The sequence below is a fragment of the Acidovorax sp. genome, assembly GCF_046341535.1.
GTDB lineage: Bacteria > Pseudomonadota > Gammaproteobacteria > Burkholderiales > Burkholderiaceae_C > Acidovorax.
Genome location: NZ_JBKDRI010000177.1, coordinates 51,202 through 70,009, shown reverse-complemented (window position 1 = coordinate 70,009; position 18,808 = coordinate 51,202). Strand labels below are relative to the sequence as shown.

General features: G+C 62.4%; 16 protein-coding genes. 15 read left to right on the top strand and 1 reads right to left on the bottom strand.

The genetic code is table 11. From position 1 onward, the window contains the following. Positions 1–64 precede the first annotated feature (64 nt). The gene (locus ACK543_RS13395) at positions 65–871 is read right to left on the bottom strand and encodes a B12-binding domain-containing protein (RefSeq protein WP_409943338.1); all 807 of its coding nucleotides are present in this window, start codon (positions 869–871) and stop codon (positions 65–67) included. A gap of 245 nt (positions 872–1,116) precedes the next feature. On the opposite strand from ACK543_RS13395, the gene bchF reads away from it, so the two are divergent. From bchF to ACK543_RS13320, 15 genes are read left to right on the top strand one after another with little or no spacing between them, the layout of a single operon-like run. Continuing rightward, positions 1,117–1,626 carry a 2-vinyl bacteriochlorophyllide hydratase gene (bchF, locus tag ACK543_RS13390; protein ID WP_409943337.1) on the top strand — a complete coding sequence of 170 codons (510 nt, stop codon included), beginning with the start codon at positions 1,117–1,119 and terminating at the stop codon, positions 1,624–1,626. Next, complete coding sequence (locus ACK543_RS13385) at positions 1,623–2,906, top strand: ferredoxin:protochlorophyllide reductase (ATP-dependent) subunit N (protein ID WP_409943336.1); 1,284 nt, start codon at positions 1,623–1,625, stop codon at positions 2,904–2,906. Before bchF ends, ACK543_RS13385 begins: the two co-directional genes overlap by 4 nt. Before the next feature lie 18 nt (positions 2,907–2,924). Continuing rightward, positions 2,925–4,562, top strand: coding sequence for a ferredoxin:protochlorophyllide reductase (ATP-dependent) subunit B (gene bchB / locus ACK543_RS13380; protein WP_409943335.1), 1,638 nt, complete (start codon positions 2,925–2,927; stop codon positions 4,560–4,562). After that, positions 4,537–8,379, top strand: a complete 3,843-nt coding sequence (locus ACK543_RS13375) for a magnesium chelatase subunit H (protein WP_409943334.1) — start codon at positions 4,537–4,539, stop codon at positions 8,377–8,379. The genes bchB and ACK543_RS13375 overlap by 26 nt, the downstream gene beginning before the upstream one ends. Continuing rightward, the gene (gene bchL, locus ACK543_RS13370) at positions 8,376–9,287 is read left to right on the top strand and encodes a ferredoxin:protochlorophyllide reductase (ATP-dependent) iron-sulfur ATP-binding protein (protein WP_409943333.1); all 912 of its coding nucleotides are present in this window, start codon (positions 8,376–8,378) and stop codon (positions 9,285–9,287) included. The genes ACK543_RS13375 and bchL overlap by 4 nt, the downstream gene beginning before the upstream one ends. Before the next feature lie 33 nt (positions 9,288–9,320). Continuing rightward, the gene (gene bchM, locus ACK543_RS13365; protein WP_409943332.1) at positions 9,321–10,028 is read left to right on the top strand and encodes a magnesium protoporphyrin IX methyltransferase; all 708 of its coding nucleotides are present in this window, start codon (positions 9,321–9,323) and stop codon (positions 10,026–10,028) included. Next, positions 10,025–11,476, top strand: coding sequence for a BCD family MFS transporter (locus tag ACK543_RS13360; RefSeq protein WP_409943331.1), 1,452 nt, complete (start codon positions 10,025–10,027; stop codon positions 11,474–11,476). The genes bchM and ACK543_RS13360 overlap by 4 nt, the downstream gene beginning before the upstream one ends. A gap of 26 nt (positions 11,477–11,502) precedes the next feature. After that, a complete protein-coding gene (puhA, locus tag ACK543_RS13355; protein WP_409943330.1) occupies positions 11,503–12,267 on the top strand; it encodes a photosynthetic reaction center subunit H in 765 nt (254 codons plus the stop codon). Next, positions 12,264–12,917: a photosynthetic complex putative assembly protein PuhB gene (puhB, locus tag ACK543_RS13350; protein ID WP_409943329.1), complete on the top strand. Its 654-nt coding sequence runs from the start codon at positions 12,264–12,266 to the stop codon at positions 12,915–12,917. The genes puhA and puhB overlap by 4 nt, the downstream gene beginning before the upstream one ends. After that, a complete protein-coding gene (puhC, locus tag ACK543_RS13345; RefSeq protein WP_409943328.1) occupies positions 12,914–13,414 on the top strand; it encodes a photosynthetic complex assembly protein PuhC in 501 nt (166 codons plus the stop codon). Before puhB ends, puhC begins: the two co-directional genes overlap by 4 nt. Positions 13,415–13,443: 29 nt before the next feature. After that, positions 13,444–14,526 carry a magnesium-protoporphyrin IX monomethyl ester (oxidative) cyclase gene (acsF, locus tag ACK543_RS13340; RefSeq protein ID WP_409943327.1) on the top strand — a complete coding sequence of 361 codons (1,083 nt, stop codon included), beginning with the start codon at positions 13,444–13,446 and terminating at the stop codon, positions 14,524–14,526. Continuing rightward, positions 14,520–15,305: a putative photosynthetic complex assembly protein PuhE gene (gene puhE, locus ACK543_RS13335; protein WP_409943326.1), complete on the top strand. Its 786-nt coding sequence runs from the start codon at positions 14,520–14,522 to the stop codon at positions 15,303–15,305. Before acsF ends, puhE begins: the two co-directional genes overlap by 7 nt. A gap of 9 nt (positions 15,306–15,314) precedes the next feature. Beyond that, the gene (locus ACK543_RS13330) at positions 15,315–16,886 is read left to right on the top strand and encodes a phytoene desaturase (RefSeq protein WP_409943325.1); all 1,572 of its coding nucleotides are present in this window, start codon (positions 15,315–15,317) and stop codon (positions 16,884–16,886) included. Beyond that, positions 16,873–18,027 carry a phytoene/squalene synthase family protein gene (locus ACK543_RS13325; protein ID WP_409943324.1) on the top strand — a complete coding sequence of 385 codons (1,155 nt, stop codon included), beginning with the start codon at positions 16,873–16,875 and terminating at the stop codon, positions 18,025–18,027. The genes ACK543_RS13330 and ACK543_RS13325 overlap by 14 nt, the downstream gene beginning before the upstream one ends. A 57-nt stretch (positions 18,028–18,084) precedes the next feature. Continuing rightward, the gene (locus tag ACK543_RS13320) at positions 18,085–18,528 is read left to right on the top strand and encodes a BLUF domain-containing protein (protein ID WP_409943323.1); all 444 of its coding nucleotides are present in this window, start codon (positions 18,085–18,087) and stop codon (positions 18,526–18,528) included. Positions 18,529–18,808: the final 280 nt, after the last annotated feature.

Here is an 18,808-nt window from a genome sequence, read left to right as displayed (position 1 = left end):
AGTTGTCATACACCCTCTTGTCCTTGGGCTTTGATTGTGAGTTGACGCATACAAACCGGGCAGGTCAAGAAGCCTGGCAAATCGAGGACGCCATGCAACGCGCCATGTAAGCCACCGTGGCGGGCGCGTCTTGGGCAAGCACCTCGGCAGCCAGACACTGCAGGCGATCGGGAGCGACAAAGGCCATAGGGCCGCCCACAAACACGCGCAGCACTTGGTTGTCCGAGCCTTCGCGCAACTGCGGCAGCAAGCTGCTCAAGGTGTTCAGATGCCGGTCCGTGCTCACCGAGACCCCCACTGCGTCAAACCAGTCTGACTGGAACAAGCGTTTGAATTCGGCGACGTCTTGCGGCACGCCCAAGGCCACCGTCCAACCCGCACGCTTAAAAAATTCACTGAGCATGAACTGACCCATGCTGTGCTGGGCCCCCGGCTCGGTGAGCAAAAGCAGGCTCCAGCCATTGGGCTGCTGGGGCACTTCCTGCAAAAACTCGCTGCTGAAATCGTGCAAAAGCTGCTGTAAGCGCGCCGATGCAATGGTGGTCATGGCGAAATCCAGCCGATCAGCGCACCACCAGTCGCCCAGCATTCGAGCGCAAGGGGTGATGCCTTGCAGGTAGATGTTTTCGAGCGACTGTCCTTGGCGCTGCCAGCCAAACACCACTTGCCGTGCCGCATCCAGCCCCTGCAAGCAAGCCTGCGCCAAGATCTGGATCTGCGCCAAATCGATGGCCGACTTGCCGACGAACGTGGTGCCCCCCACCAGCCGGGGACCAACTGGGCTGCCTTGGCGCAGGGCTTCAGGCAACAGCAGATTCGCCCCCGAAGCCTGCTGCGGAGGATGGGAGTTTTCAAGGTTGAATTGCGCCATGACAAGCACCGATCATCAGAGGGATACACCAGCGGCAGGCTCCAGGGTGTCGGAGTGCTCGTCGCAAGAAATGCATTGAGCGGGGTATGAGAACCACAGCAAAACACAGCCCTGAGTGTGATTGGCTTGCAAATCTTTGTAGTTAGTGTAAACCCCATGAACTCGCGTAACTGTCAATTGACATTGACACATCGTGTGAGCAGGCTTACATTCATCCCAAGCCCGCCCACCGCAACAGGTCCACCATGTCCGCTTCGTCCCTTCAGGTGTTGTACACGCCAGCGCAACGCGCCAGGCGTGACGCGACCGCCTGGACGCAGGTGCAAGGCGTGCTGGCCCCAGTTCAGTTTTTGATTTTCGGCATCAGCCTTTATCTGGTGGTGCGCAGCTTGCAGACTGGCGAACACACCGACTGGGCCTTGACCTCGGTGGTGCTCAAAACTGTGGTGCTCTACGCCATCATGATCACCGGTGCCATCTGGGAAAAAGTGGTCTTTGGCCGCTACCTGTTTGCTCCGGCCTTCTATTGGGAAGACGTGGTCAGCATGTTTGTGATGGTCCTGCACACCGCATATGTCTGGGCTTGGTGGCAAGGCACATGGAGCACCAACGACTTGCTGCTGCTGGCCCTGGCTGCGTATGGCAGCTACGCCATCAACGCCGCGCAATACATCCGCAAACTGCGCATGGCGCGGCTGCAAAAACAACCCTCCACCACATCTTTGCACGACACGGGTGCACAAGCCAGCACATGAGCACCTTCATCCCGATTCGCACAGAAAACTCTGGTTGTGCCGATGTTGTGCCCTTGATCGAGCGCGGACAACGCGAGGTGTTTTGCGGTCTCACCGGCATCATCTGGTTGCACCGCAAGATCCAGGACGCCTTCTTTCTGGTGGTTGGCTCACGCACCTGCGCCCACCTGATCCAGTCGGCCGCGGGCGTGATGATCTTTGCCGAGCCCCGTTTTGGCACCGCCATCATCGACGAACGCGACCTGGCAGGCTTGGCCGATGTGCACGAAGAGCTCGACCGCGCGGTCGGCCAGTTGCTGGCGCGCCGCCCCGATATCCGCTTGCTGTTTTTGGTTGGCTCTTGCCCGTCTGAGGTCATCAAGCTCGATTTATCGCGCGCCGCCGAGCGCCAAAACAAGATTCACCACCCCGCCGTGCGCGTGCTCAACTACTCGGGCAGTGGCATTGAAACCACCTTCACGCAAGGCGAAGACGCATGCCTGGCAGCACTGGTCCCCACGCTCCCCGCCAGCGCACCCGAAGCCGCTCCCGCGTTGATGGTCGTCGGCACCCTGGCCGATGTGGTCGAAGACCAGATGCGAAGCCTCTTTGAGCGCATGGGTTTGCAGGTCAGCTTCTTCCCGCCGCGCAACAGCCAGGCCATGCCGGTGGTCGGACCGAACACCCGTTTTTTGTTGGCCCAACCTTTCTTGGCCGACACCGCCCGAGCCCTGCAATCGCGCGGCGCACTGCATTTGCCTGCACCCTTTCCGCTGGGTGTGGGCGGCACAACCGCCTGGTTGCAAGAGGCCGCCACGGCCTTTGGCGTGGCCCCTGAAGTGTTTGAACAAGCCACTGCCGCACCACGCCAGCGCGCTGAGAAAGCCCTGGCGGTGCAGCGCCAGATGTTGCAAAACAAGCGCATCTTCTTCTTCCCCGACTCGCAGCTTGAAATCCCGCTGGCGCGCTTTGTGCACCGCGAACTGGGCATGGACTTGGTGGAAGTGGGCACGCCCTATTTGCACCGCCAGCACATGGCTGCAGAACTCGCGCTCTTGCCCTCAGGCACCCGCATCAGTGAAGGTCAAGATGTGGACCTGCAGCTCGACCGCTGCAGCGCCGACGCACCCGACCTCGTGGTCTGCGGCCTTGGCTTGGCCAACCCCTTGGAGGCCCAAGGTCTCACCACCAAGTGGGCCATCGAATTGGTCTTCACCCCCATCCAGGGCTACGAACAGGCGGCGGACCTCGCAGGCCTGTTCAGCCGCCCGCTCAAGCGCCGCCTGAAGCTTGCGGCCTGATCCGCGCAGGAACACACCATGCAACTGACGCTTTGGACTTACGAAGGACCGCCCCATGTGGGCGCGATGCGGGTTGCCACCGCCATGACGGATGTGCACTACGTGTTGCATGCCCCGCAAGGCGACACCTATGCCGACCTGCTGTTTACCATGATCGAGCGCATGCCGCGCCGACCGCCCGTCACCTACACCACCTTCCAGGCGCGTGATTTGGGTGGCGACACGGCCGAGCTTTTCAAGGACGCCGCCCGTCAGGCCATGGCGCGCTTCAACCCTGCAGCCATGTTGGTGGGCTCGTCGTGTACGGCCGAGCTGATCCAGGACGACCCGGGCGGCTTGGCCCAGGCCCTGCAGCTGCCGATTCCTGTGGTGGCTTTGGAGCTGCCTTCGTACCAGCGAAAAGAAAACTGGGGCGCGAGCGAAACCTTTTACCAACTGTGCCGCCACCTGGTGCACAAGCCTGCCAGTGAAAAACCTGCCAAGGCCAGGCCCACTTGCAACATCCTCGGCCCCAGCGCCCTGGGTTTTCGCCACCGCGACGACGTGAAAGAAATCACCCAACTGCTGAACCAGCTTGGTGTGGATGTCGCCGTGGTCGCGCCTCTCGGCGCCAGCGTGGCCGACATGAACAAACTGGCCGAGGCCGACTTCAACGTGGTGCTCTACCCCGAGATTGGCCTGACCGCTGCGCAGTGGTTGCAGCGTCAGTTTGACCAGCCTTACACCAAAACCGTCCCCCTGGGTAGCAACGCTACACGCGACTTCATCGCCGAAGTCTGCGCCCTGACGGGCCTGCCCCAGCCCGCGCAAGACCCGCTCAACGCCCACGCCGACTGGTACGCCAAGTCGGTTGACTCTACCTATCTGACCGGCAAGCGCGTCTATATTTTTGGCGACGCCACGCACGTGGTGGCCGCCGCCCGCATCGCCAGCCAGGAGATGGGTTTTGATGTGGTGGGCCTGGGCACCTACAGCCGCGAGTTTTCCCGCGAAGTGCGCGATTGCGCCAAGCTGTACGGCGTCGAAGCCCTGATCACCGACGACTACCTGGAAGTCGAAACCCAGATCAACGCGCTGCAGCCCGAGCTGATTTTGGGTACGCAAATGGAACGCCACATTGCCAAGCGCCACGGCATCCCGTGCGCGGTCATTTCGGCCCCGGTGCATGTGCAGGACTTCCCAGCCCGCTATGCGCCGCAAATGGGTTTTGAAGGGGCCAACGTATTGTTCGACACCTGGGTCCACCCGCTGATGATGGGTCTCGAAGAACACTTGATCGGCATGTTCCGCGAAGACTTCGAGTTCCATGCCGGGGCTGCGCCTTCGCACCTGGGCAGCACGCGGCCTGCTGGCGAGAAAGTGGCACCTACAGTGGTCGCACCTGTTGCTTCACCCGTTGCAGCAGTTGTTTCGGCAACGGCACCTGCTCACACCGAAACACTGACCACCGACAGTCTTCAAAAGGTCGCCGCCCCCGCGCAAGCCGCTTCGAACCAGGCCACCTGGAGCCCCGAAGCCGAGAAGGAGCTGGGCAAGATTCCGTTCTTTGTGCGGGGCAAAGCGCGCCGCAACACTGAACGATTTGCCCAAGACCTGGGCGTGGCCACCATCACCGTGGAGACGCTCTACGATGCCAAAGCCCACTTTAGCCGGTAAACAGGACCCCGCAAGCGCACCGCGCATGAGCGTGGTGCTGCTGACCATGGACAGCCACTTGGCAAGCGCTGCCAGCAATGCCGCCGAGCGCCTGGCCCGCGACCTGCCCGGCCTGCACCTGCAAACCCACAGCGCCTCGGCCTGGCGCGATAGCGAAACTGCTCTGGCCGCTGCTCTGGCCGCCGTGGCGCAAGCAGACCTGGTCATCGTCACCATGCTCTTCATGGAAGACCATTTCCTGCCAGTACTCGACGCGCTGCAGGCGCGCCGCGAACAATGCGACGCGATGGTCTGCATCATGTCGGCCCCGCAAGTCACCCAGCTCACCCGCATGGGCAAACTGGTCATGGGGCGCGAATCGGGTGGGCTGATGGCCTTGCTGAAAAAGCTGCGCCCCAGCGCCAAGAACAAAGAAACCGGCTCTGAGACGGGCGCACCGTCGAGCGCAGGTGCCAAGCAAATGGCGATGCTGCGCCGCCTGCCCAAACTGCTGCGCTTCATCCCCGGCACGGCGCAAGACCTGCGCCTGTTCTTTTTGACCATGCGCTACTGGCTGGCGGGCTCGGAGCACAACATCGAGCATTTGGTCAAAACCCTGGTGCACCGCTACGCCCAAGGCCCACGCGAGCCGTTGCGCGCCCTGGCCCAGCCCGAAGACCCGATCGAATACCCCGAGGTGGGCCTGTACCACCCCAGCATGAAAGGCCGCATTAGCGAACAGCTGAGCGACCTGCCCGGCCACGGCCGCAAAGACCAGCCCGCCGTGGGCTTGCTGCTGCTGCGCTCGTATTTGTTGGCGGGCAACACCGCACATTACGACGCGGTCATCGAATCGCTGCAAGCGCGCGGTCTGCGCGTGATTCCAGCCTTTGCCAGCGGTCTCGACGCACGCCCGGCCATGGACCGCTTTTTCAAGCCCGGCGTGGGCTGCCCTATCCAGTCGCTGGTCTCGCTTACTGGCTTCTCGCTGGTTGGCGGCCCGGCTTACAACGACGCCAGCGCCGCCGAAGTGGCCCTGAGCGAACTCGATGTGCCCTACATCGCCGCGCACCCGCTAGAGTTCCAGTCGATTGAGCAATGGGGCGACTCCACACGCGGCCTGCTGCCGGTCGAGAACACCATCATGGTGGCCATTCCCGAACTCGACGGCTCGATCTTGCCCATGGTCTACGGCGGCCGTCCCGGACCCGCTGGCCAAACTTGCCATGGCTGCGATAAGCATTGCTCCTTCCCCAGCGGCCCGCGCAGTCAGGACATGTTCACCTGCAGCGAGCGCACTGAAATGCTCACCGCTCGCGTGGAGCGCCTGGTGCGCCTGCGGTACAAGCCCCGCGCCGAGCGCAAGCTGGCTATCGTGCTGTTCAACTTTCCGCCCAACGCGGGCAGCGTGGGCACGGCCGCCTATTTGTCGGTGTTTCAGTCGCTCTTCAACACCTTGCAGCGCCTGTCGCTCGAGGGCTACCAGGTCACGCTGCCAGACAGCGTGGACGACCTGCGTAACCGCCTGCTGCAGGGCAACGCCAGCCAGTACGGTACGCAGGCCAATGTGCTGCATGCCATCGACACGGGCCGCCATGTTCAACACGAGCGTTGGCTCAACGAGATCGAAGCACAGTGGGGCCCCGCCCCCGGCAAGCACCTGACTAATGGCCAATCGATCTTTGTGCTGGGCGCAGACTTTGGCCAAGTGGTGGTCACCGTGCAACCGGGCTTCGGCTACGAGGGCGACCCGATGCGCCTGCTGTTTGAAACCGGCTGCGCCCCCACCCATGCCTTCAGTGCTTTTTACCGCTACCTGCGCGAAGACTACGCCGCCGATGCGGTGCTGCACTTCGGCACGCACGGCGCGCTCGAATTCATGCCCGGCAAGCAAACCGGCCTGTCGGGCCAGTGCTGGCCCGACCGCCTGATTGGCGCGCTGCCCAATGTCTACCTTTATGCCGCCAACAACCCGTCTGAAGGAGCATTGGCCAAGCGCCGGGGCGCGGCCACGCTGGTGAGCTACCTCACGCCCTCGCTCACGCACTCAGGCCTTTACAAGGAACTGGTCAGCCTGCAGCAATCGATCGAGCGCTGGCAGCAAATGAGCCCGGACCAAGCCCAGGACCGCGAGAGCCTGTCCGCGCTGATCCACGAGCAAGCGCAGAGCATTGACCTTGCCGTACCTGCCTCGTTGGCAGGCGACCACACCGTTTGGATTGAGCAGCTGCAAAACCAGTTGCTCGAACTCGAATACGCCCTCATCCCCGAAGGCTTGCATGTCATGGGCCAAGCCCCCACCCGCGAGCAGCGCCTGGGCACACTAAAGGTCATGGCCGACGCCATGGGCTTGAGCGCTGCCAATAACGCTTCCCTGATGGAAGCCTTGGTCGACGGGGCCAGCGAAGCGCAATTGAATGCGAAGTTCAGCATCGAGCTGAACGCCAGCAACAAAGCCCAGGCGCAGGACCAGACCGAAAGCCTGCGCCAGCTGGTGCGCAGCAACCAACTGCTGGGCGAAGACCACGAAATGCAAGGCCTGATCCGCGCCCTCGACGGCCGCTACCTGCAACCGGCCCCCGGCGGCGACCTGATCCGCAACGCTAACGTGCTGCCCACCGGGCGCAACCTGCACGGCCTCGACCCCTTCCGCATGCCGTCTGCCTTTGCCGTGCGCGATGGCATGCGTCAGGCCGACAAGCTCTTAGCCCGTTACCAGCAAGACCACAACGCCCTGCCCGAAACCGTGGCCATGGTGCTGTGGGGTACCGACAACCTCAAGACCGAAGGCGGCCCGATGGCGCAAGCCCTGGCCTTGATGGGCGCAGCACCCCGCTTTGACAGCTACGGTCGCCTGGCTGGCGCGCAGCTCATTCCCTTGGCCGAACTGGGCCGCCCTCGCATCGACGTGGTCATCACCTTGTCGGGCATCTTCCGCGACCTGCTGCCCATGCAAATCCGTTTGCTGGCCGAAGCCGCGTTTTTAGCGGCCAATGCCGACGAACCGCCCGAACAAAACTTTGTGCGCCAGCATGTTTTGACCTATTTGGCCGAGCACGAAGGCAGCACCATGGAATGCGCCGCTCTGCGCGTGTTTGGCAACACCGAGGGCGCGTATGGCGCGAATGTGAACCACCTGGTGGACAGCAGCTGCTGGGAAAATGAGAACGAACTGGGCGACGCCTTCACCCAGCGCAAGGGCTTTGCTTACGGCCGCGAAGGCCGCCCGGTGCGCAACAACATGGTGCTGCAAAGCGTACTGGCCAGCGTCTCTCTCACCTACCAAAACCTGGACTCGGTCGAGTTGGGCGTGACCAGCATCGACACCTACTTTGACACCCTGGGCGGCATCAGCCGCGCCGTGCTCCAGGTCAAGCACCAGCGCGACGGCAGCGCCGCCGAAGCCCCGCCCGTCTTCATTGGCGACCAGACCCAAGGCGACGGCGTGGTGCGCAGCCTGACCGAACAAGTGGCGCTGGAGACCCGCAGCCGCATGCTGAACCCCAAGTGGCACGAAAGCATGTTGCAACATGGCTACGAAGGCGTGCGCCAGATTGAGGCGCACCTGACCAACACCATGGGCTGGTCGGCCACCACGGGGCAGGTGCAGCCCTGGGTCTACCAGCAGCTGGCCCAGACCTTTGTGCTGGATCCTGCCATGCGTGAGCGTATGGCCCAGCTCAACCCCTCGGCATCGGCCAAAGTGGCCAACCGCCTGCTGGAGGCCACGCGCCGCCAGTACTGGCAACCCGACGCCGAAACCATGACAGCGCTGCTGCGTGCCGGTGAAGAACTTGAAGACCGCCTCGAAGGCATACAAGAAGGACTGCCCGCATGATCGAAACCACCAGCATCCCGGTCAACCGCATCCAGAGGCAACGGGGGGCCGATGGCGAAGGCAGTGTGCAGTTCCAGATGGACCCCACCGTCAAGATTGGCACCGCCAAAGTGTTTGCCGTCTACGGTAAGGGCGGCATTGGGAAAAGCACCACGTCATCGAACCTGTCGGTGGCCTTCAGCAAGCTGGGAAAGCGCGTGCTGCAAATCGGCTGCGACCCCAAGCACGATTCCACCTTTACCCTGACCAAAAAACTCATGCCCACCGTGATCGACGCGCTCGAGACGGTGGACTTCCATGCCGAAGAGCTGCGCCTCGATGACTTTGTCTTCAAAGGCTACAACGGCGTGATGTGCGTGGAAGCCGGTGGCCCGCCCGCTGGCACTGGCTGCGGCGGCTACGTGGTCGGCCAGACCGTGAAGCTGCTCAAAGAGCACCACCTGCTCGAAGACACCGACGTGGTGATTTTTGACGTGTTGGGCGACGTAGTTTGCGGAGGTTTTGCTGCGCCACTCCAACACGCGGATCGCGCACTCATCGTCACCGCCAACGATTTTGACTCCATCTTCGCGATGAACCGCATCGTGCAAGCCATTGGGGCCAAGGCCAAAAACTACAACGTCCGCTTGGGCGGCGTGATCGCCAACCGCAGCGACGCGACCGACCAGATCGACAAGTACAACGCGGTCACAGGCCTCAAAACCATGGCGCACTTTCCGATGCTCGACGAGATCCGAAAGAGCCGCTTGCAAAAGTGCACTCTGTTCGAGCTGGAACCCACACCCGCCGTCAAGGCTGTGCAAGACGAGTACATGCGCCTGGCCGCAGCCCTGTGGCTGGGGGCCGACCCCCTGCCGTCCATCCCTATGAAAGACCGCGACATTTTTGACCTGCTGGGTTTCGACTGATGTGAACGCCAAAACTCGGACCGAAAGAACGTCATGAACACAACCGCCTACGAACAACGCCGCAGTCAAATCGAGCACTATTTTGACCGCACCGCGGCCGATGCCTGGGCGCGCCTGACCTCCAACGAGCCGGTGGGCCGCATCCGCGCCACCGTGCGCGCCGGACGCGACACCATGCGTGAGACTCTGCTGTCGTGGTTGCCACAAGACCTGCGCGGCCTGCGCGTGCTGGATGCCGGTTGCGGCACGGGTGCGCTGGCCTTGCAAGTGGCCCTGCGCGGGGCCGATGTCGTGGCCATCGACCTATCGCCCACCTTGGTCAAGCTGGCCGCCGAACGCATGGCCGCTGAGCACCCCAGGCTGCCCGGCTCGGTGCAGTTTTTGGCGGGCGACATGCTCAGCCCCGACCTGGGCCACTTTGACCATGTGGTGTGCATGGACTCGCTTATCCACTACGACAGCGAACAGATCGCGGACGCCCTGGCGGGCCTGGCGCAGCGTACACGAGGCTCCATGGCCTTTACTTTTGCGCCGCGCACACCACTCTTGGCGCTGATGCACAGCGCGGGCCGTTTGTTTCCGCGCAGCGATCGCTCACCGTCTTTGTCACCCGTGGCCCACGCCGACTTGCTGCAGCGCTTGCAAGGCCATACCGATTTGCAGGGCTGGCAAGGCGCACGCATGCGGCGCGTGGCCAGCGGTTTCTACACATCTCAAGCTTGGGAGTGGACCCGCTCATGAAGCTGCGCATCCCGGTCCCACGTTGGTTGACGGCTGCAGGCACGCGTTTCATGCCGTTTGCCGATGCAGCCTCGCCCGAACTGCCGATGGCGCGCCTGCTGCGCCTGTCTCTGTTCCAGGTGGTGATCGGCATGGTCACAGCGCTCCTGGTGGGCACGCTCAACCGGGTCATGATCGTCGAGCTCCAAGTGCCAGCCTGGTGGGTGGCACTGGCTGTCGCCATCCCCATGGTGTTTGCCCCGCTGCGCACGCTGATTGGTTACCGCAGCGACACGTACCCCTCGGCGCTGGGGCTGCGCCGCATTCCTTACATGTGGACCGGAACCTTGCTGCTGTTTGGCGGCTTGTCCATCATGCCCTTTGCCTTACTGCTTTTGTCTGAGCCCGAGGCCGCCAACCTGTGGGTCGGTCAAATCGGTGCGTGCCTGGCCTTTGTGCTCGTGGGCGCGGGCATCCAGATAACGCAAACCGCGGGCATGGCACTGGCACACGATTTGGCCAGCAACGACAAACGCCCCCGCGTGGTGGCTCTGCTTTACAGCATGCTGCTGGTGGGCATGATCGTCAGCAGCGCGGTCTTCGGTCTGGTGCTGACCGACTTTAGCCCGCAAAAGCTTATCCAGCTGCTGCAAGGCTGCGCGGTCATGGTGGCGGTGATGATCCTGGCCTCGCTCTGGAAACAAGAGGCGCGCGGGGCCAAGCGCGGACGCCGCGAAGCCGGCGGCTTTGCCAGCAGCTGGCGCGAGCTGATCGCCCAGCCGCAGATGCGCCGCTTCTTGTGGACCCTGGCGCTGGGCACCTTCGCCTTCAACATGCAAGACATCGTGCTCGAGCCCTATGCGGCCGACGTTTTGAAGCTCGACGTGGGCGCCACCAGCGCCCTCACCGCCTTGAGCGCGGGCGGGGCCTTGGCGGCCTTTTTGTTGTCGGCACGCTGGTTGTCGGGCGGCCTGAGCGCTTACCGCCTGGCCAGTCTGGGTCTGCTACTGGGTTTGCCTGCGTTTGCCCTGGTGATTTTTTCCGGGCCGCTCGAAGCGGCCTGGATGTTCCGCATCGGCGTGGGCCTGATCGGTTTCAGCGGCGGTCTGTTTTCGGTGGGCATGCTGGTCACGGGCATGGGCATGGCGCAAGGCGGCAGCCCATTGGGCCACCTGGGCGGCCTGGTCATGGGCACCTGGGGCGCGGTGCAGGCCACCAGCGCGGGCGCAGCCGTGGCGCTGGGCGGTGCGGTGCGCGACGGTGTCTCGGTGCTGGCCATGTCGGGCCAATTGGGCGAGGTGCTGGTCACCCCCATCACAGCCTACAGCTTTGTTTACCACCTCGAAATGTATTTGCTGCTTGTCGTGCTCGTGGCCTTAGGGCCCATGTTGCGCGCAAGCCGCCTGGCCGCACGCAGCGCCAGCACACAACCCACACAACCCTTTGGCCTTGAGCAACTGCCAAACTGATGCAACGATTTTTGAAGGAGGCAGCCATGGAAACAGGCGCGATCACACAGTACATCGATGTAGCCCAAATCGTGTTGTACATCTTCTGGGTATTCTTCGCGGGGCTGATTTATTACCTCTTGCGCGAAAACCACCGCGAGGGTTACCCCATGGACTCAGGCCGCGAAAGCGGCCCCAGGATCGAAGGCTGGCCACCCGTGCCCACCCCCAAGACCTTCAAAACGCAAGACGGACACACCTACTTATCGCCCGACTTGGCCCGCCCTGATGGCCAGTACAGCGCCCAACCCTCCCACGGCTCGAACGGCGCACCGCTCGAGCCCGTGGGTGACCCGCTGTTGGCGGGCGTGGGGCCTGGTGCCTGGGCCATGCGCGCCGACATTCCTGACGCGGATCCGCACGGTCACCCCAAAATCGTGCCGTTGCGCATCGCCAACGACCACTCAGTCGCCAAACAAGACGTGGACCCGCGTGGTCTGCCGGTCTGGGGCGCTGACAAAGTGGTCGCGGGCACCGTGGTCGAGCTCTGGGTGGACCGCATGGAAATGCTGTTTCGCTACGCTGAAGTGCAATTGGCAGGGTCTGACAAACGCGTGTTGCTGCCCATGACCTTTGCACGCATCAAGAAGGATGGCACCCATGTGCAGGCCCTTCTGGGCCACCAATTCGTGAACGTGCCGCAGACCAAATCGAACGAGCAGGTCACCTTGCTTGAAGAAGAAAAGATCACCGCCTATTACGGTGCGGGCACCTTGTATGCCACCCCTGAGCGTCAGGAACCCCTCATATGAAAGCCACCCACGAACACGAATGGGAAGCCTCGCCGGGCCTGCCCAGCGCCCTGCCTCCGGGTGAGCGCGTGGTCTGGCAGGGCGCACCCGACTGGAAACGCTTGGCCATCCACGCTTTCCATGTGCGCAAGGTCGCGCTGTACTTCGCGCTGATGCTCGCGGTGCAGGCCATCAACCTCACCGCGCCTGAAGGCCCGGTCGACTGGAAACCCCTGGTGGTGGCCGCCAGCCTCTATGCCTTGGCCCTGGCCCTGCTCTCGGCTACCGCCTGGATGTCGGCGCGCAGCACGCTCTACACCCTCACTAACAAACGCGTGGTCATGCGCATCGGAATCGTACTCACGCTGACCTTCAACCTGCCCTTTAAGCGCATCGTCGGTGCCTCTTTGAAAACCCAGGGCGCAGGCACGGGCGACATCGCCCTGGCCTTGAACCCCGAAGACCGCATTGGTTGGGCCCACCTTTGGCCGCACCAGCGAGCTTGGCATGTGACCCAACCTCAGCCCACCATGCGCTGCGTACCAGACAGCCAGCACGTGGGCGGAGTGCTCCTGAACCTGTGGCAAGCCGAACGTGCGGGCCAATCGCTGCAACTGGGCGATGCCCCTGCGGCAACCCAAGCCATACCCGCCCCAGGCATGCTGGCATGAATACCCTGCCCAAGCCCAACTGGCAGCCCTCGCGCCAAACCCCTCAGGCCCAGGGCCTGAATGGGCCTATAGCCTGGATTGGCGTGATGCTGCTGGCCATGCTGGTGGCCGTGGGCCTGGCGCGTTGGTCGGGCTTGGACCCGCGCACGCCCGACGCCGCCGTGCAGTGGCAGCGCGACCTGCAGTTTCGCGATCTGACCAACGGCGACATCGCCGTGCTCGACCACCGCAGCGGCCTGCAAGTGGCCCAATTTTCAGGTGAGCAAGGCTTTTTGCGCAGCACCTTGCGAGCGCTGGCGCGAGAACGTCACCGCGAAAAGCTGGCGGGCGACGCCCCCTTTGTGCTGATTGGCCGCACCGATGGCCGCCTGACCCTGCAAGACCCCAGCACCCGCCAGCGCATTGACCTGGAGTCATTTGGCCCCAGCAACGCGGCCGTGTTTGCAGGCCTCAGACTGGCAGGACAAGACATGACGCTACCGAACATCCCTCGCTGAAGACGAGTGAACCCGCACCGGAGAACCCCATGAACGCCACGACTGTCCACACCATCGAAACCGCTGAAGACGCCAACAAAAGGGCGGTGCACAGCGACATGATCAGCCCGCGTTTCTACACCACGGACTTCGCGGCCATGGACCGCCTCAGCATCGAGCCGGTGCGCGCCGAGTGGGACAAAATGATGGACGAGTACGAGGGCGACAACAACCACGACCACTTCCAGCGCGACGAAGCCTTCGCAGGCGAAGTGGCTGCAGGCATGGCCACCCTCTCGCCCGAGATGCGCCAGGAATTCATGGACTTCCTGGTCAGCTCGCTGACCTCGGAATTTTCCGGCTGCGTGCTCTACAACGAGATCCGCAAGAACGTCACAAACCCCGACATCAAGCAGCTTATGACGTATCTGGCGCGTGACGAATCGCGCCACGCCAGCTTCATCAACCTGTCGTTGCGCGATTTCAATCTGGGTATCGATCTGGGTAACCTAAAGCGCACCAAGAAGGTCACCTTCTTCAAGCCCAAATACATTTACTACGCGACCTACCTGTCCGAGAAGATCGGCTATGCGCGCTACATCACCATCTTCCGCCAGCTCGAAAAGAACCCTGAAAAACGCTTTCACCCCATCTTTCGCTGGTTCGAGCTGTGGTGCAACGACGAGTTCCGCCACGGTGAATCGTTTGCGCTGATCATGCGCGCCAACCCCAGTTTGCTGAGCGGCGTCAACAAGCTGTGGATCCGGTTTTTCTTGTTGGCCGTGTACGCCACCATGTACGTGCGGGACCACACCCGGCCCATGCTGCATGAAGCCATGGGCCTTGATTCAAGCGAATACGACTATCAGGTGTTCCGCATCACCACCGCCATCACGCAGCAGGTCTTCCCGCTCGCGCTCGACACCGACCACCCCGACTTCCGCCGGGGCCTTGAGCGCCTGTTTGCCCTGTCACAAGCCATGGAAAAAGCCAAAGCCCGTGGTGGCGTGTTGGGCAAGCTGCAGCAAGGCGTGTGCGCGATCAAAGCGGCGGCCACCTTTGCCCGCCTGTACTTCATGCCGGTAATTCAACAAGACCTGTCGCCCCAGGTACGTATGGAACCCGCATGGTGAATGAAGTCGTCTGGGCCTGCGTGTTCACGGCCCTGTGCTGGTGGCTCGGCACGGGCGTGATCCTGTGGCTCGACCGGCTGCCTGCGCGTAGCTTCCGCTTCAGCCTGGCGGGCTGGACGGTGCTCTTGGCTTTGAGTTTCTGGGGCGTGGCGCGCAGCATGCAAGAGGTCAGCGTGTTCAACGCTTACCTCGCCTTTGGCAGTGTGATCGTGATGTGGGGCTGGCACGAGCTCGCGTTTCTGACGGGCTGGATCACCGGTCCACGCAAAACTCCATTGAGCGGCGGGGCCACCGGCTGGCCCCGTTTTGTGCAATCGGTACAAGTCATGCTTCACCACGAGCTGGCTTTGCTGGTTAACTTTTCCGTACTGTGGTGGATGCAGGAAGGTCAACACAACCACGTGGCCATTTGCACCTATGCGCTGCTGTGGTGCATGCGCCTGTCGGCCAAACTGAATTTGTTTTTTGGCGTGCCACAAAACGGCGCGCAGTACCTGCCAGCGCACCTCAAGTACCTGGCCAGCTATTTCCGCACCACGCAAGGCGTGTCGCTATGGTTTGTGCTGTCGATGGGCATGGCCATGGGCACCTGGTTCTGGCTGGTCTGGCTGGCAGGGCAAGGCGCCGTGGCCATCACCACCGGCTGGGTCATGCTGGCCACGCTGCTGGGGCTGGCGATTGTTGAACACATCATCATGATTTTTCCCTGGCCACTGGAGCGGCTGTGGGGTTGGGCCATGGGCCGAACCCGCAAACCGGCATTGACCTCGTCCCCTTGAAGGCACGACATGAACACGCTCACACACGCCTACCGATCTGAGGGGTTCGGCATCCCCGTCACACCAACCGGCGCTGAGCTGAGCACCCCTTCGGCGCAGCGCCAGCGCCCGGTGGCGGTGGTCATTGGCAGCGGTTTTGGCGGGCTGGCCGCCGCCATTCGCCTGAGCGTCAAGGGCTACGAGGTCAAGGTCTTTGAAAAGCTCGATGAGCCTGGGGGTCGCGCCTATGTGCACCGCCAAGATGGCTTCACGTTCGATGCCGGCCCGACCATCATTACCGCCCCCTTTTTGCTCGAAGAGCTGTGGGCGTTGTGCGGCAAACGGTTTGCCGATGACGTGAAGCTGGTTGCGATGGACCCGTTTTACCGCGTGCGGTTTGCAGACGGCAGCTGGTTCGACTACAACGGCGACGCCGAGCACATGCGTGCCGAAGTAGCCCGCTTTGACTCCTCAGACCTTCCTGGCTACGAACGCTTCTTGGAAGAAGCCGAGCGCTGCAAAACCCTGGGGTTTGAGGGCATGGGCGACATGGCTTTTGACAAGCTGAGCGACCTGATGGCCGCCATCCCCGACTTCTTGCGTATGGGCGCGTGGCGCAGCCTCTACAGCCTGGTGGCCAAACACATGCGCAACGACAAGCTGCGCATTGTGATGAGCTTTCACCCGCTGCTGATCGGCGGCAACCCGCTTGCCGTGACCTGCGCTTATGCGCTCATTAACTCGCTGGAGCGAACCTGGGGCGTGCACTCGGCCATGGGCGGCACCGGGGCGATTGTGAAAGGCCTGGTCGGCCTGCTGAAAGAGCGCGGTGTGCCGCTGCGCTACAACGCGCCCGTCACCCAAATCCGCATTGAAAGCGGCCGCGCCTGCGGCGTGGAACTGCAAAGCGGCGAATTCGTTCCCGCCGACATCGTGGTGAGCAATGGCGATACCGCCTGGACTTATAAAAACCTCGTGGCCCCGCAGTACCGCCGAGTGTGGACCGACCGCAAGATTGCCCGGGGTAAATACTCCATGGGTCTGTTTGTCTGGTACTTCGGAACCTCCAAACAATACAAAGATGTACCGCACCACATGATGGTGTTAGGCCCGCGCTACCAGGGTCTGCTGCAAGACATCTTCAAGAAACACAAACTGGCGGACGACTTCAGCCTGTATTTGCACCGCCCCACTGCTACCGATCCATCGCTGGCCCCCGAAGGTTGCGACACTTTTTATGTACTTTCGCCCGTGCCGCACCTGGACAGCGGAACCGACTGGCCTGCCTTTGCTGAGACCTACCGTGCCACCATTGCCGAGAGCTTGCAAGCCAGCGTGCTACCGGGTTTGTGCGAGCACATCGTAACCAGCAAAGTCAGCACGCCGCAAGATTTTCAGGACAACTTGTGGTCCTTTAAAGGCGCAGGCTTTGGACTGGAGCCGCTGCTACTGCAAAGCGCTTGGTTTCGCCCGCACAACCGCAGCGAAGACGTGCCGGGCCTGTTTGTTGTGGGCGCCAGCACGCACCCGGGCGCGGGCGTGCCCGGTGTGCTGATGTCGGCCAAAGCTCTGGAAACGGTGGTGCCCCATGTCCAGGCCTGAACGCATGCCCAGCGACGGTGCAGCCCGCCACGTGAGCGCAGTGACCACAGAGGCAATCACCCCGCAGGCAGCGCCGGTGACCTTGAAAGAACTTGATTTCGACTCGCTCGACCTGCAAGCCTGCGTGGCCATGATGCAAGGGGGTTCCAAAACCTTTTTCGCAGCCAGCCGCTTGTTGCCGCCACGCGTGCGCGCCGCTTCCATTGCGCTGTATGCCTTTTGCCGCGTGGCCGATGACCTGGTGGACGAAGCTGACCCCGGCGATACGCCATTGGAGGTGTTGCGATCGCGACTAGACGCCATTTATGCGGGCACTCCGGACGACCACGTCGAAGACCACGCCCTGAGCCTGTTGGTTCAGCAATACAAATTGCCGCGCCATTTGCTCGACGCGCTGATTGAGGGCTTTGCTTGGGACGCGGCTGGGCGCACTTACGACAGCATCGAAGACCTGCATGCCTACGGTGCCCGAGTGGCGGGCAGTGTGGGCGCGATGATGTGCTGGATCATGGGCCCGCAAAGCATGGACACCTTGGCCCGCGCTTGCGAACTGGGCGTGGCCATGCAACTGACCAACATCGCCCGCGACGCGGGGCATGACGCCAGCATTGGCCGACTGTACCTGCCGCGCCGCTGGCTCATCGAGGCCGGTATCGACCCCGAGACCTGGCTGGCCCAGCCCAGGTTCATCCCCGCCATCGCGCAGGTGATCACGCGATTGCTCGACGAAGCAGACCGCCTATACAAACAAGCCCACTCGGGCATCGCGGCCCTGCCGCCTGACTGCCGCGCGGCTATCTGCGCAGCCAGCATGATCTACGCCGAAATCGGCCACCAACTGCGCCGCGAGGGCCTGGACTCGGTCAGCAAACGCACGGTGGTCAGCACTACGCGCAAGCTCATGCTGCTGGCCAGCGCCTGGACCCAAGTGCACTGGATCCGCCTGAGCGAACACAGCCCCGAGCCGCTGGCCGCCATCGTGGGCCTGGTGCAAGGCTGCCGCAATGCGACCCCCGTTGCAGGCCACAAATCCTATTTCCCCAACCGGGCCATGCCTCAGCGTGTGGCCTGGATGTTCGATCTGTTGGAGCGCCGTGAAGCCGATCGCCTGGGCCTCAACCACCCGTCACAAACGCCTTGAGTTCTGGACTTGCACGCCAGCCATGTACACGGAACGCCAACCCCACCGGTCCGCCTGATGAACGCTAATCACCGCAGTATCCAGGTGCGTTTGCTGTATGTCAGCCATGCCGTCGGACCGCAAACCACCACCATGACCACCAGCATCTTGTTGCAGGCGCAAGCGCATAACCCGAGCCAAGGCATCACGGGTGTGCTGTGCCAAGGCCAGGGGTTCTTTTTTCAGGTGCTGGAGGGTGAACGCGGCCGCGTTAACACCTTGTACCGACGCATTTGTGCCGACAAGCGACACCAGGACGTGGTTTTGCTGCATTACGAAGAAATCACGAAGCGCCAATTTGGACAGTGGTCCATGGCGCTGGTACATCTGTCTGTAGACGACCCGAAGGTCAAAATGCAACACCCCGACTTTGACCCCTATTCGGCCTCTGGCGCGCAGGTGATGCAACAGGTGCGGGATTTGCTGGCAGCGGGCCAAGAAATTAGCATCACCACCCCTTGAGCGGGTGGGTTGCATTCACCACACGGCCATACACATGTGCGCCGTGGCCGGTGGTGGCGCGTCAGCTGTTGCTGGCGACGATCTTGGCGATCACGACCACCACCACAAAGAACGACGAAAAAACCGCGATGCCCACGGCGTAATAAAGGCCCGATTTCCGCCGGATTTGAGACATGGGTAGTTTTTGCATGATACGAGATTCAGTTAAAGAGCAGTGGCCTGCGCCGCGGCACACACAGCTTTGAACGCAGAACGGTTCATCCCGAAATGATCGGGTGCC

Coding starts and splice junctions, on each gene's coding strand:
- puhC (WP_409943328.1), top strand. CDS start 12,914: ATGAATACCCTGCCCAAGCCCAACTGGCAGCCCTCGCGCCAAACCCCT.
- ACK543_RS13320 (WP_409943323.1), top strand. CDS start 18,085: ATGAACGCTAATCACCGCAGTATCCAGGTGCGTTTGCTGTATGTCAGC.
- bchM (WP_409943332.1), top strand. CDS start 9,321: ATGAACACAACCGCCTACGAACAACGCCGCAGTCAAATCGAGCACTAT.
- ACK543_RS13330 (WP_409943325.1), top strand. CDS start 15,315: ATGAACACGCTCACACACGCCTACCGATCTGAGGGGTTCGGCATCCCC.
- acsF (WP_409943327.1), top strand. CDS start 13,444: ATGAACGCCACGACTGTCCACACCATCGAAACCGCTGAAGACGCCAAC.
- ACK543_RS13325 (WP_409943324.1), top strand. CDS start 16,873: ATGTCCAGGCCTGAACGCATGCCCAGCGACGGTGCAGCCCGCCACGTG.
- ACK543_RS13395 (WP_409943338.1), bottom strand. CDS start 871: ATGGCGCAATTCAACCTTGAAAACTCCCATCCTCCGCAGCAGGCTTCG.
- bchL (WP_409943333.1), top strand. CDS start 8,376: ATGATCGAAACCACCAGCATCCCGGTCAACCGCATCCAGAGGCAACGG.
- puhB (WP_409943329.1), top strand. CDS start 12,264: ATGAAAGCCACCCACGAACACGAATGGGAAGCCTCGCCGGGCCTGCCC.
- bchF (WP_409943337.1), top strand. CDS start 1,117: ATGTCCGCTTCGTCCCTTCAGGTGTTGTACACGCCAGCGCAACGCGCC.
- ACK543_RS13375 (WP_409943334.1), top strand. CDS start 4,537: ATGCCAAAGCCCACTTTAGCCGGTAAACAGGACCCCGCAAGCGCACCG.
- puhA (WP_409943330.1), top strand. CDS start 11,503: ATGGAAACAGGCGCGATCACACAGTACATCGATGTAGCCCAAATCGTG.
- puhE (WP_409943326.1), top strand. CDS start 14,520: ATGGTGAATGAAGTCGTCTGGGCCTGCGTGTTCACGGCCCTGTGCTGG.
- ACK543_RS13360 (WP_409943331.1), top strand. CDS start 10,025: ATGAAGCTGCGCATCCCGGTCCCACGTTGGTTGACGGCTGCAGGCACG.
- ACK543_RS13385 (WP_409943336.1), top strand. CDS start 1,623: ATGAGCACCTTCATCCCGATTCGCACAGAAAACTCTGGTTGTGCCGAT.
- bchB (WP_409943335.1), top strand. CDS start 2,925: ATGCAACTGACGCTTTGGACTTACGAAGGACCGCCCCATGTGGGCGCG.